The 20,794-nt window shown below is 68.7% G+C and carries 25 protein-coding genes; 15 read left to right on the forward strand and 10 right to left on the reverse strand.

The features are described from left to right. Positions 1 to 13: 13 nt before the first annotated feature. The 3 genes from phnD to rimO form a co-directional block, all read right to left on the reverse strand. On the reverse strand, positions 14 to 1,009 hold the full coding sequence (gene phnD, locus ACVCMB_RS04690; RefSeq protein WP_447106268.1) for a phosphate/phosphite/phosphonate ABC transporter substrate-binding protein: 996 nt from the start codon (positions 1,007 to 1,009) through the stop codon (positions 14 to 16). A 195-nt stretch (positions 1,010 to 1,204) separates the two neighbouring features. Beyond that, a complete protein-coding gene (locus ACVCMB_RS04695; protein WP_447106269.1) occupies positions 1,205 to 2,014 on the reverse strand; it encodes a DUF3025 domain-containing protein in 810 nt (269 codons plus the stop codon). Positions 2,015 to 2,020: 6 nt separating this feature from the next. Further along, positions 2,021 to 3,358: a 30S ribosomal protein S12 methylthiotransferase RimO gene (gene rimO / locus ACVCMB_RS04700; RefSeq protein WP_447106270.1), complete on the reverse strand. Its 1,338-nt coding sequence runs from the start codon at positions 3,356 to 3,358 to the stop codon at positions 2,021 to 2,023. A gap of 109 nt (positions 3,359 to 3,467) precedes the next feature. On the opposite strand from rimO, the gene ACVCMB_RS04705 reads away from it, so the two are divergent. From ACVCMB_RS04705 to pcp, 8 genes are read left to right on the forward strand one after another with little or no spacing between them, the layout of a single operon-like run. After that, positions 3,468 to 4,136, forward strand: a complete 669-nt coding sequence (locus tag ACVCMB_RS04705) for a dienelactone hydrolase family protein (RefSeq protein ID WP_395119071.1) — start codon at positions 3,468 to 3,470, stop codon at positions 4,134 to 4,136. Then, positions 4,133 to 4,552 carry an HIT domain-containing protein gene (locus tag ACVCMB_RS04710; protein ID WP_447106271.1) on the forward strand — a complete coding sequence of 140 codons (420 nt, stop codon included), beginning with the start codon at positions 4,133 to 4,135 and terminating at the stop codon, positions 4,550 to 4,552. The genes ACVCMB_RS04705 and ACVCMB_RS04710 overlap by 4 nt, the downstream gene beginning before the upstream one ends. A gap of 1 nt (position 4,553) precedes the next feature. Next, the gene (gene pxpB / locus ACVCMB_RS04715) at positions 4,554 to 5,261 is read left to right on the forward strand and encodes a 5-oxoprolinase subunit PxpB (RefSeq protein WP_447106272.1); all 708 of its coding nucleotides are present in this window, start codon (positions 4,554 to 4,556) and stop codon (positions 5,259 to 5,261) included. Next, positions 5,258 to 6,238, forward strand: a complete 981-nt coding sequence (locus ACVCMB_RS04720) for a 5-oxoprolinase subunit C family protein (RefSeq protein WP_447106273.1) — start codon at positions 5,258 to 5,260, stop codon at positions 6,236 to 6,238. Before pxpB ends, ACVCMB_RS04720 begins: the two co-directional genes overlap by 4 nt. Before the next feature lie 10 nt (positions 6,239 to 6,248). Continuing rightward, the gene (locus ACVCMB_RS04725; RefSeq protein WP_395119079.1) at positions 6,249 to 7,013 is read left to right on the forward strand and encodes a LamB/YcsF family protein; all 765 of its coding nucleotides are present in this window, start codon (positions 6,249 to 6,251) and stop codon (positions 7,011 to 7,013) included. Further along, positions 7,010 to 7,699: a DUF969 domain-containing protein gene (locus ACVCMB_RS04730; RefSeq protein WP_447106274.1), complete on the forward strand. Its 690-nt coding sequence runs from the start codon at positions 7,010 to 7,012 to the stop codon at positions 7,697 to 7,699. The genes ACVCMB_RS04725 and ACVCMB_RS04730 overlap by 4 nt, the downstream gene beginning before the upstream one ends. 2 nt (positions 7,700 to 7,701) lie before the next feature. Next, positions 7,702 to 8,670: a 5-oxoproline transporter, DUF979 family subunit gene (locus ACVCMB_RS04735; protein ID WP_136258440.1), complete on the forward strand. Its 969-nt coding sequence runs from the start codon at positions 7,702 to 7,704 to the stop codon at positions 8,668 to 8,670. Positions 8,671 to 8,684: 14 nt separating this feature from the next. Continuing rightward, positions 8,685 to 9,203, forward strand: a complete 519-nt coding sequence (gene pcp, locus ACVCMB_RS04740; protein ID WP_447106275.1) for a pyroglutamyl-peptidase I — start codon at positions 8,685 to 8,687, stop codon at positions 9,201 to 9,203. Between the two features lie 204 nt (positions 9,204 to 9,407). Here the strand turns inward: pcp and ACVCMB_RS04745 are convergent, their stop codons facing one another. From ACVCMB_RS04745 to apbC, 5 genes are all read right to left on the reverse strand, one after another. Continuing rightward, positions 9,408 to 9,887: a hypothetical protein gene (locus tag ACVCMB_RS04745; protein WP_395119087.1), complete on the reverse strand. Its 480-nt coding sequence runs from the start codon at positions 9,885 to 9,887 to the stop codon at positions 9,408 to 9,410. Between the two features lie 94 nt (positions 9,888 to 9,981). Next, a complete protein-coding gene (dcd, locus tag ACVCMB_RS04750) occupies positions 9,982 to 10,548 on the reverse strand; it encodes a dCTP deaminase (protein ID WP_447106276.1) in 567 nt (188 codons plus the stop codon). A gap of 122 nt (positions 10,549 to 10,670) precedes the next feature. Next, positions 10,671 to 11,675 (reverse strand): IS110 family transposase, encoded by a 1,005-nt coding sequence (locus tag ACVCMB_RS04755; protein WP_447106191.1) that lies wholly within the window; start codon positions 11,673 to 11,675, stop codon positions 10,671 to 10,673. A gap of 305 nt (positions 11,676 to 11,980) precedes the next feature. Continuing rightward, positions 11,981 to 12,523, reverse strand: coding sequence for an NADPH-dependent FMN reductase (locus tag ACVCMB_RS04760; RefSeq protein WP_447106277.1), 543 nt, complete (start codon positions 12,521 to 12,523; stop codon positions 11,981 to 11,983). Continuing rightward, positions 12,520 to 13,614 (reverse strand): iron-sulfur cluster carrier protein ApbC, encoded by a 1,095-nt coding sequence (gene apbC, locus ACVCMB_RS04765; protein ID WP_447106278.1) that lies wholly within the window; start codon positions 13,612 to 13,614, stop codon positions 12,520 to 12,522. Before apbC ends, ACVCMB_RS04760 begins: the two co-directional genes overlap by 4 nt. Before the next feature lie 171 nt (positions 13,615 to 13,785). On the opposite strand from apbC, the gene ACVCMB_RS04770 reads away from it, so the two are divergent. From ACVCMB_RS04770 to metG, 3 genes are all read left to right on the forward strand, one after another. Next, positions 13,786 to 14,250, forward strand: a complete 465-nt coding sequence (locus ACVCMB_RS04770; protein ID WP_395119095.1) for a DUF2147 domain-containing protein — start codon at positions 13,786 to 13,788, stop codon at positions 14,248 to 14,250. Positions 14,251 to 14,359: 109 nt separating this feature from the next. Continuing rightward, positions 14,360 to 14,509: a hypothetical protein gene (locus ACVCMB_RS04775; protein WP_447106279.1), complete on the forward strand. Its 150-nt coding sequence runs from the start codon at positions 14,360 to 14,362 to the stop codon at positions 14,507 to 14,509. Positions 14,510 to 14,698: 189 nt separating this feature from the next. Next, complete coding sequence (gene metG, locus ACVCMB_RS04780; protein ID WP_447106280.1) at positions 14,699 to 16,825, forward strand: methionine--tRNA ligase; 2,127 nt, start codon at positions 14,699 to 14,701, stop codon at positions 16,823 to 16,825. Between the two features lie 86 nt (positions 16,826 to 16,911). Here metG and ACVCMB_RS04785 read toward each other — a convergent pair whose 3' ends face one another. Next, positions 16,912 to 17,199 carry a hypothetical protein gene (locus tag ACVCMB_RS04785; RefSeq protein WP_395119104.1) on the reverse strand — a complete coding sequence of 96 codons (288 nt, stop codon included), beginning with the start codon at positions 17,197 to 17,199 and terminating at the stop codon, positions 16,912 to 16,914. Positions 17,200 to 17,270: 71 nt separating this feature from the next. Here ACVCMB_RS04785 and rsxB point away from each other — a divergent pair, with 71 nt between their 5' ends. Beyond that, a complete protein-coding gene (rsxB, locus tag ACVCMB_RS04790; protein ID WP_447106281.1) occupies positions 17,271 to 17,879 on the forward strand; it encodes an electron transport complex subunit RsxB in 609 nt (202 codons plus the stop codon). Then, the gene (gene nth / locus ACVCMB_RS04795) at positions 17,876 to 18,514 is read left to right on the forward strand and encodes an endonuclease III (RefSeq protein WP_447106282.1); all 639 of its coding nucleotides are present in this window, start codon (positions 17,876 to 17,878) and stop codon (positions 18,512 to 18,514) included. The genes rsxB and nth overlap by 4 nt, the downstream gene beginning before the upstream one ends. 46 nt (positions 18,515 to 18,560) lie before the next feature. Here nth and ACVCMB_RS04800 read toward each other — a convergent pair whose 3' ends face one another. Beyond that, entirely contained in the window at positions 18,561 to 19,454 is an 894-nt protein-coding gene (locus ACVCMB_RS04800) for a pseudouridine synthase (RefSeq protein WP_447106283.1), read from the reverse strand. An 83-nt stretch (positions 19,455 to 19,537) separates the two neighbouring features. Between ACVCMB_RS04800 and ACVCMB_RS04805 the strand changes: the two genes are divergently transcribed. Continuing rightward, entirely contained in the window at positions 19,538 to 20,095 is a 558-nt protein-coding gene (locus ACVCMB_RS04805) for a YaeQ family protein (RefSeq protein WP_447106284.1), read from the forward strand. Positions 20,096 to 20,305: 210 nt separating this feature from the next. After that, positions 20,306 to 20,740 carry an FKBP-type peptidyl-prolyl cis-trans isomerase gene (locus ACVCMB_RS04810; RefSeq protein WP_447106285.1) on the forward strand — a complete coding sequence of 145 codons (435 nt, stop codon included), beginning with the start codon at positions 20,306 to 20,308 and terminating at the stop codon, positions 20,738 to 20,740. Positions 20,741 to 20,794: the final 54 nt, after the last annotated feature.

Genomic DNA, 20,794 nt, shown 5'->3' on the forward strand with positions numbered 1-20,794 from the left:
GCCAGTCGACCGCTCAATGCGGCCGCAGCAGTTTCAATGCATGCTGGTGGTCGCGTTCGATCTGCGCCAGCCGCGCCTGCCGTGCCTGCGGGCTGATCCACCGGCCCTGCTCGGCCTGCTGCCGCAGCAGGGTGTACTGCATGTCGACGAAGGGCTGCAGCACGTGGTTGGTCTCCGCCGCGAAACCGCCCAGGTCCGGAATCCGCGCCAGCCGCTCGCGCTGGCGCTCGCCGACCTCGCCGGGCGCCTTGCCGTAGGCCAGCAGGAATGCCGTGAGCTTCTGGCGCAGCGATTCGGGCATGCCGTCGCGGATCACCAGCACGCCGGAGGGAATCAGCCGCGAGCGCCAGATCACCCGCAGTTGCGCTGCCTCGCGCGGAAAGTTGCGCCGGAACAGGTCCATGTCCGGGTTGTTGCTGCTGGCCACGTCCACTTCGCGGTTGACCACGGCGAGCAGGTTGCTCTGATGATCGCCCACCCGCACGTTGGCGAAGAAAGTGTCCGAATTGAGCCCGCGCGGCGCGAACACGTAGGCTTCCGGCGCGGTATAGCCGGTGACCGAAAGCTGTTCGCTGCGCGCATAACGCCAGCCGTGGCTGGTCGTGGCGAGCAGGTCGTTCAGATCGCGGATCGGGCTGTCGCTGCGCACCACCAGCATGGCGACGTTGCCGTTGACGCCATCGTTGCGCACGAACTGGGCGAACACCTGCATGTGCTGCTGCGTCACCGCCTCCACCGCGAGCTTGCCGGAGAGAAAGGCCACGTCCACCCGCTGCGCGCCGATGGCGTCGGACAGGCCGGCGTAGCTGCTCACCGACACGGTGGTCACGGGGTGGTCCAACTGCTTGTGCAAGTCGTCCAGCAGCGGCCGCCATTGCTCCAGCGACTCGGCCGCGCTGCCGATCGGCAGGATGCCGAAGCGGATCGGCTCCATCGGTGTCGCTGCCTGCGCCGTCCCTGCTCCGGCGCACGCGAGCAGCACACCCTGGGTGAGCAAGGCTGCAAGCATCCACGTCACGCCACGCCCGAGACGCCCCTGGCGTCGTCGCAAACCCGCGATATTCAATGCCCTGCTCCCTCGAACCCCGTGCTCCCCGATTGCTCGTATATAGTCGCGATCGGTCGATCCGGCAAGCACGGGGAGGGCTTCGGCGTCGCGGAAGATGCCGGCCCGGATGCGGATGCAGGGTTTCCGGGCGATCGGTCAACCTCCGGCCAGCGGCGGCGGGTAACTCCGCCCGGCCCGCACCGGCCGAAAGCACGCCGCCTCGCGCACGAAAGCCTCCTGCTCGTTGTCCGGATGCCAGCCGGGCACGCCGGCCAGCGGCAAGGGGCGCAGTTCCAGCGGATCGCCGAGCACATCGCCGTTGCCGATGGCCTGCGCGCAGGCTTCGAGGACCTCGCCCGGTGACAACCGCGGCCCGGCGACCACCAGCGCCTTGCCCACCAGCAGTTGCGCCGGTGTCAGCGCGTGTTCGAGCAAGGCGTGGCCGAACACCTCGACATGGATGCGCCCGTCGAACCACGCCTCCCGCTCGCGCCAGAACAGGCCATGCCAGTCATGCGCATTCCACAGCGCCAGCAGCGCCGGATTGCGCAGCGCGACCACGACGCCGGCCTCGTCGAAATGGGTCAGTGCGCATTGCGCACGCGAGCGCTGCCTGGTGCCCATGCGGGCGATTTCGGCCACCTGCCGCGCGTTGAGCGCGCGCTTGAGCGCACAGTGGCGCAGCCAGGCGAGTGCGTTGAACAGGTCGTGCCAGTTGCGTTCGCGGGTAGCGATCGCGCCGTGTTCGGCAATGCGCTGTTCGTAGTGCAGGCCGTCGGCCAGCAGTTCACGGGTCTGCGCCACGAAGCGTTCGTGCATGCCGGCGGGGCGGGCGGCATTGAGCGCACCGATGGATGGCCAGTCGCGGCCCTCGACCAACCGGGCGTGCTCGCGCCACGCGGCCAGCGGCATCCGACCGAACACTTGCGGATCGACCGCACCGCGCGCCGGCGCCACATAGCGCATGGCGCGTTACACGATCTTGAGCGCGGGATGCGCCAGGCGCGCGTGCAGGTCGTGTTCGCTGGCCGCCTCGACCACCACGTCCACGAACTGGCCCGGCTTCAGCTGCTGGCCGTCGGCGATCAGCACGCAGCCGTCGATCTCCGGCGCATCGGCGGCCGAGCGAGCCACCGCGCCGTCGACGCCGGCCTCGTCCACCAGCACCTTGAGCGTGCGGCCGATCTTGCGCTGCAGTTTGGCGGCGGAGATTTCCGCCTGCACCGCCATGAACTGTTCGAGGCGATCCTCCTTCAGCTCCTCGGACACCGCGCCGGGCAGCTCGTTGGCCTTGGCGCCGTCCACCGGCGAATAGGCGAACGCGCCCACGCGGTCCAGTTCGGCCTCGCGCAGGAAGTCCAGCAGCTCCTCGAACTCGGCATCGGTCTCGCCGGGGAAACCGACGATGAAGGTGCTGCGGATGGTCAGCTCCGGCACCAGCTCGCGCCAGTTCCGGATGCGCTCCAGCGTCTTGTCGATGTTGCCGGGGCGCTTCATCAATTTCAGGATGCGCGGGCTGGCGTGCTGGAACGGGATGTCGAGGTAGGGCAGGATTTTCCCCTCCGCCATCAGCGGCATCAGCTCGTCCACGTGCGGGTACGGGTAGACGTAGTGCAGGCGCGTCCACGCGCCGAGTTCGGACAGGCCTTCGCACAGCTCGGTCATGCGGGTGCGGTAGTTCTTCCCGCGCCACGGGCGCTCGGCGTACTTCACGTCGACGCCATAGGCGCTGGTGTCCTGCGAGATCACCAGCAGTTCCTTCACGCCGCCCCTGACCAGTTTCTCGGCCTCCACCAGCACCTCGTCGACCGGCCGCGAGACCAGGTTGCCGCGCATCGAGGGGATGATGCAGAAGCTGCAGCGGTGGTTGCAGCCCTCGGAAATCTTGAGGTACGCGTAGTGCTTCGGCGTCAGCTTCACGCCGGTGTCCGGCACGATGTCGAGGAACTTGTTGCGCGTGGGCGGCAACACCTCGTGCACCGCGCTCATCACGCTGGCGTAATCCTGCGGGCCGCTGATCGAGAGCACGTCCGGATATGCCTCGCGGATCAGCTCGGCGCGCTTGCCCAGGCAGCCGGTGACGATCACCTTGCCGTTCTCGTTGAGCGCGGTGCCGATCGAGTCCAGCGACTCCTGCACCGCCGCGTCGATGAAACCGCAGGTGTTCACCACCACCGCGTCGGCCTCGCCGTAGCTGGGCACGATCTGGTAGCCCTCCACCTTGAGCTGGGTGAGGATGCGCTCGGAATCCACCAGCGCCTTGGGGCAACCGAGACTGACGAAGCCGATCTTCTGGGTGGGCTGGGGCATGGCGGACGGCTACCGTGGCAGGGCGCGAAAACGGTTGATTATACGTGACGGCCACGCCCTCGCCGCTGCGGTTACCATCGCCGCATCGGCAACTGATCGAGGCAGAGCCATGGGCCAGGACATCACCATCCCCACCGGCGGCACCCATTGCATCGGCGCCTACATGGCCACCGCCGAGGGCAAGCCCAAGGGCGGCCTGGTGGTGATCCAGGAAATCTACGGCGTCACCGCGCACATCCGCCGGGTGGTCGACCACTTCGCCGCGCTCGGCTATACCGCGATCGCGCCCGCGTTCTTCGACCACCTGGAAAGCGGCGTGGAACTGGCCTACGACCAGGTCGGCACCAACAAGGGCCGCAACCTGGTCAACGAGCTGGGGCTGGAGCGTGCCGTCGAGGACGTCGCCAGCGCCGCCGAGGCCATTTCCTCGGCGGGGAAAATCGGCACGGTCGGCTACTGCTGGGGCGGCACCGTCGCCCTGCTCGCCGCGCTGCGCCTGGGGCTGCCGTCGGTGAGCTACTACGGCGCGCGCAACCTGCCGTTCCTGCACGAGGTGCCCAGGGCGCCGGTGATGTTCCATTTCGGCGAGAAGGATCAGAACATCACGCCGGAGATGGTGGAGAAACATCGCGTGGCGCTGCCGCAGATGGAACTGTTCACCTACCCGGCGGACCACGCGTTCAACCGCGATGGCAGCAAGGCGTATCACGAAGCCAGCGCCAAACTGGCGCTGCAGCGCACGCTGGCCTTCTTCGACAAGCACCTGGCCAACGCATGAGCGAGGCGTTCACCCTCGACCCGCGGCTGGCCGCCGACACCCGCCTGCTCGCCTCGCTGCCGCTGTGCGACGTGCGCCTGATGGATGACGCGCGCTACGGCTGGCTGGTGCTGGTGCCGCGCCGCGACGGCCTGGTCGAGATCGCCGACCTGGACGAGGGCGAACAGGCCACGCTGTGGCACGAAGTCAACCGCGCCGCCGCCGCCCTGCGTGCGGCGATGCCGTGCGACAAGCTCAACCTGGGCGCGCTGGGCAATATCGTGCGGCAGTTGCACGTGCACGTGGTGGCGCGTCGCGAGGGCGATGCCGGCTGGCCCGGCCCGGTGTGGGGCCACGGCCAGCGCGAGCCCTGCGCCGAAGCCGTGCTGCACGAGCGGATGACCACGCTGCGGCAAGCACTCGCGGCGCGCGGCTAGCGTGCCGGCCGACGCGATCCAGTTCGAGCCGCTGGCCGAGGATGCGCTGCTGCTGCGCTTCGGCGACCGCATCGAGCCGGTGCTCAACGACCGCGTGCACGCTGCCGTCGCCGCGCTGCGGGATCTGCCCTCGCTGGAATGCGTGCCAGCCTATGCCAGCGTGCTGTTGCGATTCGCGCTGGCGGCGTGGCAAGGCGACGAGGCGGCGAGTGCGCACCAGCGCGTGGAACGGGCCGCGCGCATCGCGCTGGAAACCCGCCACGCGCCGGCCGGCGCTGGCCGCATCCACGAAATCCCCGTGTGCTATGGCGGCCCGCACGGCCCGGATCTGCATGAACTGGCGCAGCACCTGGGCCTGTCCGGGACGGTGGTGGTGGCTCGCCACGTCGGCGTCGACTACCGCGTGGCGATGCTCGGCTTCGCGCCCGGCTTCCCCTACCTGCTGGGGCTCGATCCCACGCTGGCGATGCCGCGCCGAAGCGACCCGCGCACCCGCGTGCCTGCCGGCAGCGTGGCGATCGGCGGCGCGCAGACCGGCATCTATCCGGCCGAACTGCCCGGCGGCTGGCATCTGATCGGGCGCACGCCGCTGCGCCTGTTCGACGCCGACGCAAGCGAACCTTCGCTGCTGGCCGCCGGCGACCGCGTGCGCTTCCGCGCGATCGACGCGGAGGAATTCGCCGACCTCGATGCGGTGCGGCGCCGATGAGCGTGCGCGTGCTCAAGCCCGGCCTGCTCGGCACGCTGCAGGATCGCGGCCGCCCCGGTCATGCAGCGATCGGCGTGGGCCGCGCCGGCGCGATGGACCTGCCGGCCTGGCGCCTGGCCAACGCGCTGGTCGGCAACCCCGGCGACGAGGCGGCGCTCGAATGCACCCTGCTCGGCCCGACCCTGCGCTTCGAACACGCGGCGTGGATCGCGATCACCGGTGCGCCGATCGCCGCCCGGGCCGGCGACACCGACTTGCCGACCTGGACAGCCTGCTGGCTGCCCGCCGGCAGCGTGCTGCAACTGGGCCGCATGGCCGCCGGCTGCCGCAGCTACCTGGCCGTGCGCGGGGGTTTCGACGTGGCCGCCGTGCTGGGCAGCCGCAGCAGCGACCTGCACGCCGGGCTCGGCCGCGCGCTGCAAACCGGCGACACGCTGCCGGTCGGCGCCACCGCCAGCAGCGCGGCGCCGGCGAACCATCCCCACGCCCTGCCATGGCGACTCGACCCGCGGCCATGGTTCGACTTCGCGCAAACGCCGCTCATGCTGCTGCCCGGCAGCCACCACGCGCAACTCGACGAGGTGTCGCGGCAAGCACTGCACATCGGCACTTTCCGCGTCGCCAGCGACAGCAACCGCACCGCCAGCCGTCTGGACGGCGCACGCCTGCAGTTGCGCGCACCGCTGGAACTGATCTCCGAGGCAACCCTGCCCGGCACGATGCAACTGCCGCCGTCCGGCCAGCCGATCGTGCTGATGGCCGAGGCGCCGGTGACCGGCGGCTATCCGCGCATCGGCCAGCTTGCCGCGGCGGATCTTCCGCGCCTGGCGCAACGCCGGCCGGGCGATCCCGTATGCTTTCGCCGTGGCACACTGGAACAGGCTGCCGATCGCCTGCGGCGCCGCGAGCAGGCGCTCGACGCTCTGTGCCGGCAGATCGCGCGACGACTGCAACACGACGGACTCCTCCCCGCATGACTGGCCTTGCATGACGCGCATCGACCTCAATGGCGACCTCGGCGAATCGTTCGGCGCCTGGCGAATGGGCGAGGACGCTGCGCTGCTCGATGTGGTCAGCTCGGCCAACCTCGCCTGCGGCTTCCACGCCGGCGACTTCATGACCATGCAGCAGACCGTGGCCGCCGCGATGGAGCGCGGCGTGGCGATCGGCGCCCACGTCTCGCTGCCCGACCTGCAGGGCTTCGGCCGCCGCGAGATGCGCGTGACACCCGCCGAGGTGCACGCGATGACGCTGTACCAGCTCGGCGCGCTCCACGGCTTCGCTCACGCCGCCGGCACCCGGCTGAGCCACGTCAAGCCGCATGGCGCGCTGTACAACATGGCGGCACGCGATCGCGCGCTGGCCGATGCGATCGCCGCGGCGGTGTGCCAGTTCGACCCGCGCCTGCGGCTGTTCGGCCTGAGCGGATCGGCACTGGTCGACGCCGGCGCGGCGCAGGGCCTGGCGGTGGCCGCCGAGGCATTCGCCGACCGTCGCTACCGGCCGGATGGCACGCTGCAACCGCGCAGCGAAGCCGGTGCGGTGATCGACGATGCCGGACTGGCCACTGCGCAGGCCTTGCAGATCGCGCTCGACGGCACCGTCACCGCCATCGACGGCAGCACCATCGCCATGCGCGCCGACACGCTGTGCCTGCACGGCGACGGCGTACATGCCGCACGCCTGGCGCGCAGCCTGCGCGCCGGGCTGGAAGCGGCCGGGGTGACCATCACGGCAACAGGTGAGGCATGAACTACTGGCCCCTGCTCGGCGTGGCGGTGATCGTGATCGGCTTCGCGCTGCGCTTCAACGCGGTGCCGGTGGTAGTGGTGGCGGCTTTGGTCAGCGGCCTTCTGTCCGGCCTGTCGGTGCCCGACCTGCTCGCCCTGCTGGGCAACAGCTTCGTGTCGCAGCGCATGCTGCTGCTGTTCGTGCTGACCTTGCCGGCGATCGGCCTGCTCGAACGCGCCGGCCTGCGTGAACACGCCCAGCGCTGGATGGCGCGATTGCAGAACCTGACCCTGGCGCGGCTGCTGGTCGGCTACCTGCTGCTGCGCCAGCTGCTGGCCACGATGGGCCTGACCGGCGTGGCCGGCGCAGCGCAGACGGTGCGCCCGCTGCTGGCTCCGATGGGCGAGGCCGCGGCGCAGAAGATCCTGCCCCGGCTGGACCAGGGCGATCGCGAGGAGCTGCGCGCGGTCGCCGCGGCCACCGACAACATCGGCCGCTTCTTCGGCGAGGACGTGTTCATCGCGCTGGGCGCGGTGTTGCTGATCCAGGGTTTCTACACCCAGCACGGCATCGAACTGAGTCCGCTGGCGATCGCCTTGTGGGCGCTGCCCACCGCGGTGGCCGCCTTCATCATCCAGTCGGTGCGCATCTGGCTGTACCAGCGCCGGCTGCAACGACGCGCTGCCAGCATCGAGCGGGACGCCTGAGCATGCTGCGGATCGAACACGCGTACTGGCTGATCGCCGCCTTCCTGCTCTACAGCGGCTGGCGCAACCTGCGCGACGGCCACCGCTGGCATGCCGCGTTCTGGATCGTGCTGGGGCTGCTGTTCGGCGCCGGCGATTTCATCCTGGCACAGTCCGCGGCCGGCCACGCCCTGCCCGCGCAGATCGCCGGCATCGGCGTGATCGCGCTGGCCTGCCTGGCGCCGCGGCTGCGCCGCCAGGCGCATCCGGAAAACCGCACGGCGGAGCAACGCCTGCAGTCGGCGATCGCGCTCGGCCACCGGCTGTTCGGGCCTGCCCTGCTGATTCCGCTGGTGACCCTGCTGGTGGCCTTGTTCGGCGGCTACCTGGTGATCGGCCACTTCGCGCTGTTCGCCAAGTCGCAGATGACGCTGACCGGGCTGGCGCTGGCCTGCGTGATTGCCCTGCTGGCCGCTGCGCGGGTGGCGCGAACGCCGGTGCTAGAAGGCGTGGCCGAAGGCCGGCGGTTGCTCGACGCGATCGGCTGGGCCGCGCTGCTGCCGTTGCTGCTGGCGGCGTTGGGCCAGGTGTTCACGCGCAGCGGCGTGGGCGCGGCGATCGCCGAGATCGCCACCGATTTCCTGCCCACCGGCAACGCCACCGCGGCGCTGGCGGTGTTCGCGCTGGGCATGGTGCTGTTCACCGTCATCATGGGCAACGCGTTTGCCGCGTTTCCGGTGATGATGGCCGGCATCGGCCTGCCGCTGCTGATCCACCAGCACGGCGCGCACCCCGCCATCCTCGGTGCGATGGGCATGCTGTGCGGCTACTGCGGTACCCTGCTGACGCCGATGGCGGCCGACTTCAACCTGGTGCCGGCGGCGCTGCTGGAATTGCGCAATCCGTACGGCGTGATCAAGGCGCAAGCCTGGAGCGCCGTGTGGATCTTCGCCAGCACGTTCACCATGATGTGGCTGCTGGTCTTTCGTTGAACGTGCGAGGCCCGATGAGCAAGACCCTGCCACGCATCCTGCTGACCGGCTTCGACCCGTTCGGCGGCGAGACGATCAACCCCTCGTGGGAAGCCGCGCGCGCCCTGCACGGGCGGCGCATCGGCGGGCACCGGGTGGTGGCGCGGCAAATCCCGACCGAGTTCGCCGCCTCGCTGCGCCTGCTCAAGGCCGCCCTGCGGGAAACGACGCCGGCGATCGTGCTGGGCGTGGGCCAGGCTGGCGGGCGCGCGCAGTTGTCGCTGGAACGCGTGGCGATCAACCTGCAGGATGCGCGGATTCCCGACAACGCCGGCGCCCAACCGATCGACGAACCGGTGATCCCCGGCGCGCCCGCGGCCTACTTCAGCACCCTGCCGCTGAAGGCGATGCTGGCGGCACTGCACGAGGCCGGACTGCCCGCCGCGATCTCGCACACGGCCGGCACCTACGTGTGCAACCACCTCGCCTACGCGGCGCTGCACTGGAGCGCGCCCAAGCGCCGCGTGCGCGCCGGCTTCATCCACATCCCGTAGCTGCCGCTGCAGGCCGCATCGCGGCCCGGCGCGCCCAGCATGGCACTGGACGACATGGTGCGCGGCCTGGAGATCGCGCTGCGGGTGGCGGCCGTCACGCACGCCGACCTGCGCCTCGGCGGCGGCACGATCGCCTGATCGCCGTTCGACAAAAAGCCCGCGGCTCGCGCCACGGGCTTTTCGCGGTGCCGCGGTCGCGGCGGTTCAGTGCTGCTGCGAAGGCTCGTAGCCGCCGCCGTCGCTGGACGGCTGCGCGCGCTGCTGGTGGTCCTCCAGCTTGCGCGCCTTGACGTCGACCGGGCTGATCTGGGTGAGGCGGCCCTTGTGGTCGAAGAAATACGCGGCAAAGCCGTAGTCGATCGACATGCGGGCCAGATACTGCAGATGCTTCTTGCCGACCTTGGCCTCGTCACTGTCGATCAACAGCACTTTCGCGGGCAGCTTGCCCTGGTCGCGCAGGTAGGCGAAGTGACTGCCGGCGTCGAGCGCCGAGAGCACCGCGCCATCGATCAGGAATTGCCCGTCCTTGTACGCCTGCATGGTCAGGCTGAATTCGCCCTTCATCGACGCCGCCAGGTGCTGCTCGTTCTTGACCTGGTTGCGGTGGCAACCGGCCAGCAGCAACACGCTGCCCAGCACGATCGCGGCGGACATGCGGACAAGCAGGGTGGACATTCGGCTCATGCAGCTCTCCCGGAAGGCGTCGTGGCAACGGTGAAGTCTAGCAGTCCGTGGCGCCGACGGCGGTTGCCGCGCGCCGCCGTTCAGGCAGGCGGGGTCAGGTACGCGGCAGGGTCACGCCCTGCTGGCCCTGGTACTTGCCGCCACGGTCCTTGTAGCTGGTCTCGCACTCCTCGTCGGACTCGAAGAACAGCATCTGCGCCACGCCCTCGTTTGCGTAGATCTTCGCCGGCAGCGGCGTGGTGTTGGAGAACTCGAGCGTCACGTGCCCCTCCCACTCCGGTTCCAGCGGCGTCACGTTGACGATGATGCCGCAGCGCGCGTAGGTGCTCTTGCCCAGGCACACCACCAGCACGTTGCGCGGGATGCGGAAGTACTCCACCGTGCGCGCCAGCGCGAACGAGTTGGGCGGGATGATGCACACGTCCGAGGCCACGTCGACAAAGCTGTTCGGGTCGAATGCCTTGGGATCGACGATGGTCGAGTTGATGTTGGTGAAGATCTTGAACTCGCGCGCACAGCGCACGTCGTAGCCGTAGCTGGAGGTGCCGTAGGAAACGATGCGCCCGCTGTCGTTCTGCTTGACCTGGCCCGGCTCGAACGGCTCGATCATGCCGTGGCCCTGGGCCATGCGGCGGATCCACTTGTCGGATTTGATGCTCACGCGCTCTCCGGTCGATTGCGGGCAGCCCGAACCAACCGGGCGCAAAGCGGCAAAAATACATGGTCGGGGTACCGCCACGCCAGCCGGCTGGCCTTCGTCACCCGTAGACACTTAGATCGAAGTCAAGCCTTTTCGAGGTCTGCATAGAGGAGAGCGGAGTCGTAGAGGGCGGGGTTTTTCATGACGGCCCAAGCGGCGGTGAGCATCTTGCGCATGACGGCGGTGGTGGCCTGCAAGGGCTTCTTGCCGCGGGCGACAAGGCGTTCCTTGAAGGCCTTGGCGCGTGGGTCGTGCACGGTCGCGCTCATGGCGGGCAGGAAGAGCGCGCGGCGCAGGTACTTGTTGCCGTGGCGGGAGATGCGCGGCGCCTTGTGCACGCTGGTGCCGGATTCGAACACGCGCGGGTCGAGGCCGGCGTGGCTGACGCAGGCGCGGCTGCTGAGCGTGGGTGGCAGGGTGATCAGTTCACTGAGCAGGGCGACAGCGGAGACGTCGGCGATGCCCGTGAAGCTGCACAGTGCCTTGAAGCAGGCGTTCAAGTGAGGCTCCTCGCGGATCAGGGCGATGGCGTGGGTGCGGATGCGCGCGATGCGCTTGTCGGTGCTGGCGATCATGCGCTTGAGCTCGTCGCGCAACAGGCGCGGGCTGCCTTTGACGCTTTGCAAGGCGTGCAGGCGGTTCTTGTTGGCGGTGTTCGCCTCGGTCAGCTGGACAAGGAAACGTCCGTAGCTCCGCAGCTGCAGGTGCGCCTCGCTCGGCGCCACCCAGGCCAGGAACGGCATGCGCTGAAGGCATTCCAGCAGCATCTTGGCGTCCAGCCGGTCGGTCTTGTTACGCTGGTTCAGCGCTTGCGCGAAGTGGTGCGCCACGCGCGGGTTGATCACCATCACCTCGGCGCCCAGCTGCTGCGCCTGCAGCGCCACGTCCAGGTAATACACGCCCGTGGCCTCGACCAGTACGCGCAGCGTCATGCCGTGGCGCAAGCGCCCTTTCAGGAACGTCAGCAAGGCTGGCGCCGTGTTATCCACCGTGCCTTGCTCACGCTCGCCGGCGATCTCGCTGGCCCAGGCATGGGACTTCGCGCCGATGTCCAATGCCAGCCAAGCCGTATCCGAAGAAGAAGTCATGCGCGTGCCTCGTGCGGTATCGTGGGGTAGGATGTTTTCAGGTTCCCCGACCCCGCACTCTCGCGGCACACCCTTGTCACGCTGGCTCAACGGCCCGGGACACTTATCGTGCTCAGCGAATGGGGCGGGGAGCCGCTCTACGTGCGAGGTCAGCCAGGCTGCCTCAAGGAGCCCGCGGCTTCCCCGAAAACGTGGACGACCTTACGCCTGCCGCCCTCGATGACCAACGTACAAGGAGCCCGCTCGCGAGCGATACTCTTGCGAACCCCGAATCCCGGCCAGGAGCATCGCCCGCCAGCGGGCTCCTACGGGCGGGGTGGAAGCTCGGCCAGGAGGTCCAGCGCTTCCTGCAATTCCGCGCAGCGTTCCGCGCTGGCCAGCACCTGCGCCGCGGTGCAGCCGGCGCCCGGCAATGCCACCGGCACGGGCCGTGCCGTCAGCAACCGGGCCGACATGGTGAACAGGATATCGGCCAGTGCCTCCTGCGCATGGTGCGAACCGCGCGCGGCCGTGTTCAACAGCAACACCGGCTTGCCGGGAAACTCCAGGCTGCCGACCAGCCAGTCGAGCAGGTTCTTGAACGCGCCGGGCACGCCGTGGGCGTATTCGGGACAGGCGATCAGCAACGCATCCGCGGCGCCGACTGCTTCGCGCAACGCCAGCACCGATGGCGGCAACGGATCGACCTCGTCATCCGGATTGAACAGCGGCAGCGTGCCCGGCGTGTCGTGCAACACCAGTTCGAGCGGTGCCGCGGCCAATTGGCACGCGGCTTCCAGCGCGGCGCGATTCGACGATACCCGGCGCAAGCTGCCGCACAGGCACAGCACGCGCCGCGGCGCCGTCATGCAGAGGGCACGCCCTGCACCACGATCTTGCCCAGGCCCAGCGACTTGTTGCGCGGCTGGCGCGACAGCCGGCCGGCGGTATTGCGGGCGATCTCGCGGTAGCGGGCAGCAAGGTCGGAATCGGGGATCGCCGCCACCGTGGGGTTGCCGCCATCGGTCTGCTCGCGGATGCGGATGTCCAGCGGCAGCGAGCCGAGGTAGGCCGCGCCGTACTGCGTGGCCATGCGCTCGCCGCCGCCTTCACCGAAGATGTTCTCCTCGTGGCCGCAGTTGGAGCAGACGTGGGTGGCCATGTTCTCCACCACGCCAAGCACCGGCACCTCGACCTTCTCGAACATCTTGAGCGCCTTGCGCGCGTCCAGCAGGGCGATGTCCTGCGGCGTGGTGACGATCACCGCGCCGGCCACCGGCACTTTCTGCGACAGCGTGAGCTGGATGTCGCCGGTGCCCGGAGGCAGGTCGATGACCAGGTAGTCGAGCTGTTCCCAGCGGGTGTTGGTGATCAGCTGCATCATCGCCTGGGTCACCATCGGGCCGCGCCAGATCATCGGCGTGTCCTCTTCGACGAGGAAGCCGATCGACATCACCGGCATGCCGTGCGCCTGCATCGGCAGGATGCTCTTGCCATCGGGCGAGGCGGGCTTGCCGTGCACGCCGAGCATGGTGGGCTGGCTGGGGCCGTAGATGTCCGCGTCCATCACGCCCACCTTCGCGCCCTCGGCCTGCAGCGCCAGCGCCAGGTTGGCCGACACGGTGGACTTGCCCACGCCGCCCTTGCCCGAGGCGACCACGATGATGTTCTTCACGTTCGGCAGCGGCCCCAGCGTGCCCTGCACCTTGTGCACGTGGATGCGGCTGGTGATCGACACCGTCGCCGACTCGATGCCCGGATCGGCCTGCAACGCCTCGCGCACCCGCGCGGTGATCGCCCCGATCGCGCTGGCGGCGGGATAACCAAGCTGCAGGTCCACCGAAACCCGGCCGCCGTCGACGCCCACGGCGCGCACGGCCTCGCCCAGCGGGGCACCGGTGTGGGTGTCGATCAGCCCGCCCAGGATCTGGCGGACCAGGGCTTCATTCACCTGCGTCATGTCGGTTCGGTCGTCGAGAGAGACGCCCATTATGCCAGCGCGCCGCAGACGGCCGGCTGACACAGATCAGCGCCTCACCGGCGCACCGGCAGCCATGGCGCAATGCAGCTTGACGACCTCGCCGAACCTCGCCAGTCTCGATTCCATACGCTTTCGTACGGGAGAGACGCCATGAAGTCAGCACGACGCTTTGCCTTCGCCACCTGCCTGCTGCTCGCCGCCGGTTCGGCACTGGCTGCCAACGACACCCCCGTGGGCAACTGGAAAACCATCGACGACGAAAGCGGCCAGGCCAAGTCGATCGTGCAGATCACCGACGAGAATGGCGAGCTGAAGGCCACCATCGTCAAGCTGCTCAACCGCAGCCCGTCGGATATCGCCCGCGACGGCGAGGTGGCGCTGTGCAAGAAGTGCGACGGCGAGCGCAAGGACAAGCCGATCGAAGGCATGAACATCATGTGGGGCGTGCACCAGGATGGCGACGTCTGGAGCGGCGGTCACATCCTCGACCCGAAGACCGGCAAGGTCTACAAGGTGAAGCTGTCGATGCTCGACGGCGGCCAGAAGCTCAACGTGCGCGGCTACATCGGCTTTTCCTGGGTCGGCCGCTCGCAGCAGTGGGAACGCCAGCCCTGACCATCCGCTGCGTCGATTGACCTTCGACCACGCCCCGCACCGCCGACCGGTGCGGGGCGTTCTTGTGTGCGCGGCCGGCGTCCGCACCGCTGAGCCGGCGTAACCCGGCATGGTCACCGTGGTCAGCGAGACCCCGGGCGACGCCCCGGGCAAACGCCCGACCGCGCCGAACATCACCGGCACGATGGCCGCCATGCCGATGCCCAAGGCGAGGAAAACCAGCCGCGTGGCGCGCGGCCCTGGCGCAAGGCTGCCGTGATCCGTGGCCGAAAGGACTCTGCCCACATGCGCTCCAGCAACCAGCGACAGCAGCCAGGCGCTCTGCACCACCGCACCGGAATCCCCGGCGAGCAAAGTCCGCGCGCGCTGCGGCATGGCCATCCGGACGGCCAATACCGGCGGGGACGCATGCCATAATGCGCAGTCCCCCAAGGAAGCCACGCAACCCATGAGTCGTCGCCTGCTCGTCACCCACGCCCTGCCCTACGCGAACGGTCCGCTGCACCTGGGCCACATGCTGGGCTACATCCAGGCCGACATCTGGGTGCGTGCGCAGCGGATGATGGGCAACGAGGTGCATTTCGTGGCGGCGGACGACGCGCACGGCACGCCGATCATGCTGGCCGCCGAGAAGGCCGGGATGACGCCGGAGGCCTTCATCGCTGGCATCCGGGCAGGTCATGAAGCCGATTTCGGCGATTTCCACTTCAGCTTCGACCACTACCACACGACCCACTCGGACGAGAATCGCGAGCTGGCCTCGCTGATCTACACGCGCCTGCGCGACAGCGGCTGCATCGCCAGGCGCAACATCCAGCAGCTGTTCGATCCCGAGAAGCAGATGTTCCTGCCGGACCGCTACATCAAGGGCACCTGCCCGAAATGCGGCACGCCGGACCAGTACGGCGACAACTGCGAAAACTGCGGCGCCACCTATGCGCCCACCGACCTGATCAACCCGTATTCGGTGATGTCCGGCGCCACCCCGGTGCTGCGCGATTCGGAGCACTACTTCTTCGAGCTGGGCAAGTTCGAATCGCTGCTGCGCGACTGGTTCGCCGGCAAGTTCACCCAAGGCAAGCCGGTGGCCGACAGCGGCGTCGCCGCCAAGCTGCGCGAATGGCTGGATGGCGGCCTGAAGGACTGGGACATCTCGCGTGACGCGCCCTACTTCGGCTTCCCGATCCCCGACGCGCCGGGCAAGTTCTTCTACGTGTGGCTGGATGCGCCGGTCGGCTACCTGGCCAGCTTCAAGGCGCTGTGCGACAGGACCGGCCTGAAGTTCGACGACTTCCTCGGCCCCGACAGCACCGCCGAGATGCATCACTTCATCGGCAAGGACATCATCAACTTCCACGGCCTGTTCTGGCCGGCGATGCTGCATGGCGCGGGTTTCCGCACGCCCACCGCGTTGCACGTCAACGGCTACCTGACGGTGAACGGCGCCAAGATGTCCAAGTCGCGCGGCACCTTCATCCAGGCGCGCACCTATCTCGACGCCGGCATCCACCCGGAATTCCTGCGCTACAACTTCGCCACCATGCTCAGCGCGGCGCCGGTCGACGTGGACCTCGATCTGAAGGCATTCGAGGAACGGGTCAACTCGCACCTGATCGGCAAGTGGGTGAACATCGCCAGCCGCACCGCCGGCTTCGTGCAGAAGTTTTTCGACGGCAGGCTGGCCGACCGTTTCGAGGCGGAGGAAGCGGCGCTGTGGCAGACCCTGCTGTCGCACTACGACGGCGTCGACGCGTTGTACGACGCCGGCGAGTTCGCCGAGGTGACTCGTCGTTTCGTCGCCATCGCCGACCTGGTCAACGGCTACATCGCCACCAGGGCGCCGTGGCTGATCGCCAAGGACGACGCCCGCCGCGCCGAACTGCAGCAGGTCTGCACGCTGGCCCTGCACGGCTTCCGCCTGCTGTCCGGCTTGCTCAAGCCGGTACTGCCGGCCACCGTGGCAGCCGCCGAACAATTCCTCGCCGCACCCATCGCCAGCTTCGACGACGCCCGCCGCGAACTGCACGGCCACCGCGTCAACACCTTCGAGCCGCTGCTGGCCCGCCTCGATGCCAAGCGCATCGAGGCGATGGTCGAGGCCTCCAGGGAATCGCTTGGCGCATCCGTTCCCGCCGCGCCGGCTGCCCCGGCGAAGAAATCCATGAACGACAAGTCGAAATCTGCCGCGACGAACCCCGAATCCGGGATCCACCGTCCCGAGCCTGTCGAAGGGGCGAATCCCGGCCTCATCTCCATCGACGACTTCGCCAAGCTCGACCTGCGCATCGGCAAGGTCACCACCTGCGAATTCGTGGAAGGCTCGGACAAGCTGCTGCGCTTCGAACTGGACGCCGGCGAACTCGGCAAGCGGCAGATCTTCTCCGGCATCCGCGCCGCCTACGCCGAACCGGAAAAACTGGTCGGCCGCGACGTGGTGTTCATCGCCAACCTGGCCCCGCGCAAGATGCGCTTCGGCCTGTCCGAAGGCATGATCCTGTCCGCCGGCGACGGCGGCAGCGACCTGTTTCTGCTCGATGCCGACCAGGGCGCCAGGCCCGGCGCCAGCGTGCGCTGACACGCAGGGCGGGCACTGCCCGCCTTACGGCGAGCGACCCGCAGGAGCGCACGCGGTGCGCTCCTGCCCTCGATCCAGCGGACCGTTCACTGCCTCGTGTAGGTCACGAAGAAGCCGACCAGGTCGCCGTTCTCGTTGTACGGCGCCATGTCCACGTAGCGGTAGCCGCGCGCGGCGTAGTCGGCGTGGGATTTCGTGAGCTGGTTCGCCATGTGCTTCTTGCGGAAACCCAGCGTGGCGTCGACGAAGACGGTCACCGTGTCGGCGGTGGCGCTCGATTGCGCCTGCGCCGTGCCGGCATGGGTCAGGAGGATCGAGCCGCCGGCACCAAGCACGGCAGCCAGCAACAGGGAAGCGAGGAACGACGGTTTCATGGCGACACTCCAACAAGTGATCGGCAATTGCGGGACAATGGGCGTCGATTATCGCCCACCCCGCACCGCGCATGAGTGATCCCATCGCCGTCCTGGCCGACCGCATCGACGCGCTGCTGCCGCAGACGCAGTGCGAGCAATGCGGCTACCACGGCTGCCGGCCGTATGCCGAGGCGATCGCGCGTGGCGAGGCGGCGATCAACCGCTGCCCGCCCGGCGGCGCGGCCGGCATCGCGAAACTGGCGAACTTGCTGGGCCGGCCACCGCTGCCGCTGGACCCCGCCTGCGGCATCGAGAAGCCACGCATGCTTGCGCGCATCGTGGAAGCCGATTGCATCGGCTGCACCAAATGCATCCAGGCCTGCCCGGTCGACGCCATCATCGGCGCGCCGAAACTGATGCACACCGTGCTCGCCGACGATTGCACCGGTTGCGAGCTGTGCGTGCCGGCGTGCCCGGTGGATTGCATCGAACTGGTACCGATGCCGATGGGGCAGATCGATCAGGCGCACGCGGATGCCGCACGCGCTCACTTCCAGCGCCGCGGCGCCCGGCTGGCGCGCGAACGCGCCGAGCGTGACGCCGAGCTGGCCGCACGCAAGGCCGCGGTGGATACCGCCGCGTCGACCAATCCGGTGCTGGCGGCGCTGGCACGCGCGAAGGCGAAGAAATCCTCATGAAGCGCGCCGACGTGGTGGAACTGTTCACGCGTCTGCGCGAACTCGACCCGCATCCGACCACCGAGCTGCTGTACGGCACCCCGTTCGAGTTGCTGGTGGCGGTGGTGCTGTCGGCGCAGGCCACCGACGTTGGCGTGAACAAGGCAACCCGCAAGCTCTATCCGGTGGCGAACACGCCGCAGGCCATCCTCGACCTCGGCGAGGATGGGCTGAAGCGCTACATCAGCACGATCGGCCTGTTCAACGCCAAGGCCAAGAACGTGATCGCGCTGTGCCGGCTGCTGATCGAGCAGCACGGCGGCGAGGTGCCGCGTACCCGCGAGGCGCTGGAAGCGCTGCCCGGCGTGGGCCGCAAGACCGCCAACGTGGTGCTCAATACGGCCTTCGGCGAGCCGACCATCGCGGTCGACACGCACATCTTCCGCGTCGCCAACCGCACCGGGCTGGCGCCCGGCAAGGACGTGCGCACGGTGGAGGACAAGCTGGTCAAGGTGATCCCGGCCGAGTTCAGGCAGGACGCCCACCACTGGCTGATCCTGCATGGGCGCTACGTGTGCAAGGCGCGCAAGCCGGATTGCCCGCACTGCGTGATCCGCGATCTGTGTCGTTACAAGCACAAGACGCCGGCGGAGTAGTTCCCGGTCGAAGGCGCGCGGCACTGCCCGCGGCCTTTCATCCCGATCACGCGCCATCGTCGAGCGTCAACTTGCTGCGGAACCGACGCGGTTCGCCCGACAACGGATCGACGAACGCCAACTCCCGCGCCAGCAACTTCAGCGGCCGCCGATAATCGTCCGGCGCCGCCTCCGTCAGCTCGGGATAGAACGCGTCGTTGCGGATCGGCGCACCGAGCGCCGCCATGTGGACCCGCAACTGATGCTTGCGCCCGGTCACCGGATGCAGCGCATAGCGCCAGTCGGTGTCGCCGCGCTCGATCACCTCGATGCGCGTCTCGCTGTTGGGCTCACCCTCGACCTCGGCCATGCGGAAGAACGGCTCTCCCTGCACGATGCGCGTACGCCGGTAGAGCGGAAAAACCCCTGCCGGCAAGGCCGGGGCGAACGCCTCGTAGCACTTGTCGATGCGCCGCTCGCGAAACAGGGCCTGATAAGCCGCGCGGCTGGCGGGATTCGCCGAAAACAGCACCAGTCCGGCGGTGGCGCGGTCGATCCGGTGCAGCGGCACGAGCTGCGGATTGTCGAGCCGGCGGATCAATCGCCGCAGCAGGGTCTGCTCGACAAAACCTCCGGCCGGAGTCACCGGCAGGAAGTGCGGCTTGTCCGCCACCACCAGGTGTTCATCCGCGTGCAATACCGTCTCGACGAACGGTATCTCCGCCTCGTCCGCCACCTCGCGGTAGTAGTGGAGGCGCATTCCCGCGCGGTACGGCACCTGCGCGTCGATCGCCACGCCATCCCCGTCCAGCACGCGGCCGCGCGCGATCCGGTCCAGCCATTGCGCACGACTGATCGCGGGAAAGTGCGCGCACAGCGCGTCGAGCGCCCTTCGCCAGGGTCCTGGCGGCAGGTGCACCGTGCTGGCGCCGCGGTCAGGACGGAAAGGAACGTTCGGCATGATCGGGCCAGTCTAGCCGCAGGTCGGCGGCAGGTCGGCGCCACGCCGCGTACAATGGTCGGCTGTTGTCCTCCGGCATGCGCATGGCACTCAACTCCACCATCTACAAGGTCGAACTGCAGATCAGCGACATGGACCGGCATTACTACGCCACCCATGCGCTGACCCTGGCGCGCCACCCGTCGGAAACCGAGGAGCGCCTGATGGTGCGGCTGCTCGCGTTCGCCATGCATGCGGACGAGCGGCTGGAGTTCGGCAAGGGCCTCAGCGACGAGGACGAGCCGGCGCTGTGGCGCAAGGCGTATACCGACGAGATCGAGTTGTGGATCGACGTGGGTCAGCCCGACGAGACGCGCGTCCGCAAGGCCTGCGGCCGTGCGCGCCAGGTGGTGGTGATCAATTACGGCGGCAACGCGGCGGAGCTCTGGTGGAACCGCCACGCCGCCACGCTGGCTCGCCACCGCAATCTCAGTGTGCTGGACATCAGCGCCGACACCGTCGCCGCACTGGCCGCCCTGCTGCAGCGGGGCATGCGCCTGCAGGTGCTGATCCAGGACGGCCAGCTGCAACTGATGAACGATGCCGACGCCGTGGCGGTCGATCCGCAGATCCGCATGGCGAGCGCCGAAGCGGTGAGCTGACCGGCATGTCGGCTGCTGGTCCGCTATCGCCGGCACGGCGGCAGCCTGACCCGTGCGAGCTCACCGCGGCAGGCACGCGCCGGTCGATTGCCGGATAATCGCGGCTCCCTCAAGAAAAACCCGACCAGGTTCTCGCCCCGACGAAAGTCGGAATGACAAACCCGAGACTTGATCGGGACATCCGCTGCCCCCTTGCCCAGGAGTCTTTCCATGCGCTGGTTGCTTTCCCTGTTCGCCCTGATTTCGCTCGTCGCCTGCTCGGCGCCGGCGCCGCAACAAACCCGCGGCAGCGTGGACCAGCTCACCGTCGTCGACAGCAAGGTCGGCACCGGCACCGAGGCTGTGGCGGGCATGAAGGTCACCGTGCACTACACCGGCTGGCTGTATGACGAAACCGCCGGCAACAAGCACGGCAGCCAGTTCGACAGCTCGCGCGATCATGGCGAGCCGTTCTCCTTCGTGCTCGGCGCCGGCAACGTCATCGCCGGCTGGGACCAGGGCGTGGCCGGCATGCGCGTGGGCGGCAAGCGCACCCTGCTGATCCCCGCCGCGCTGGGCTACGGCGCGCGCGGCGCCGGCGACGACATCCCGCCGAACGCCTCGCTGGTGTTCGACGTTGAGCTTTTGGACGTCCAGAAGCCCTGAGGCGGCTCGGCCACCGGCGGGCAGCGCCCGCCATCGTGATTGGCGACCCACCGG

The sequence above is a fragment of the Rhodanobacter sp. UC4443_H10 genome (assembly GCF_052978325.1).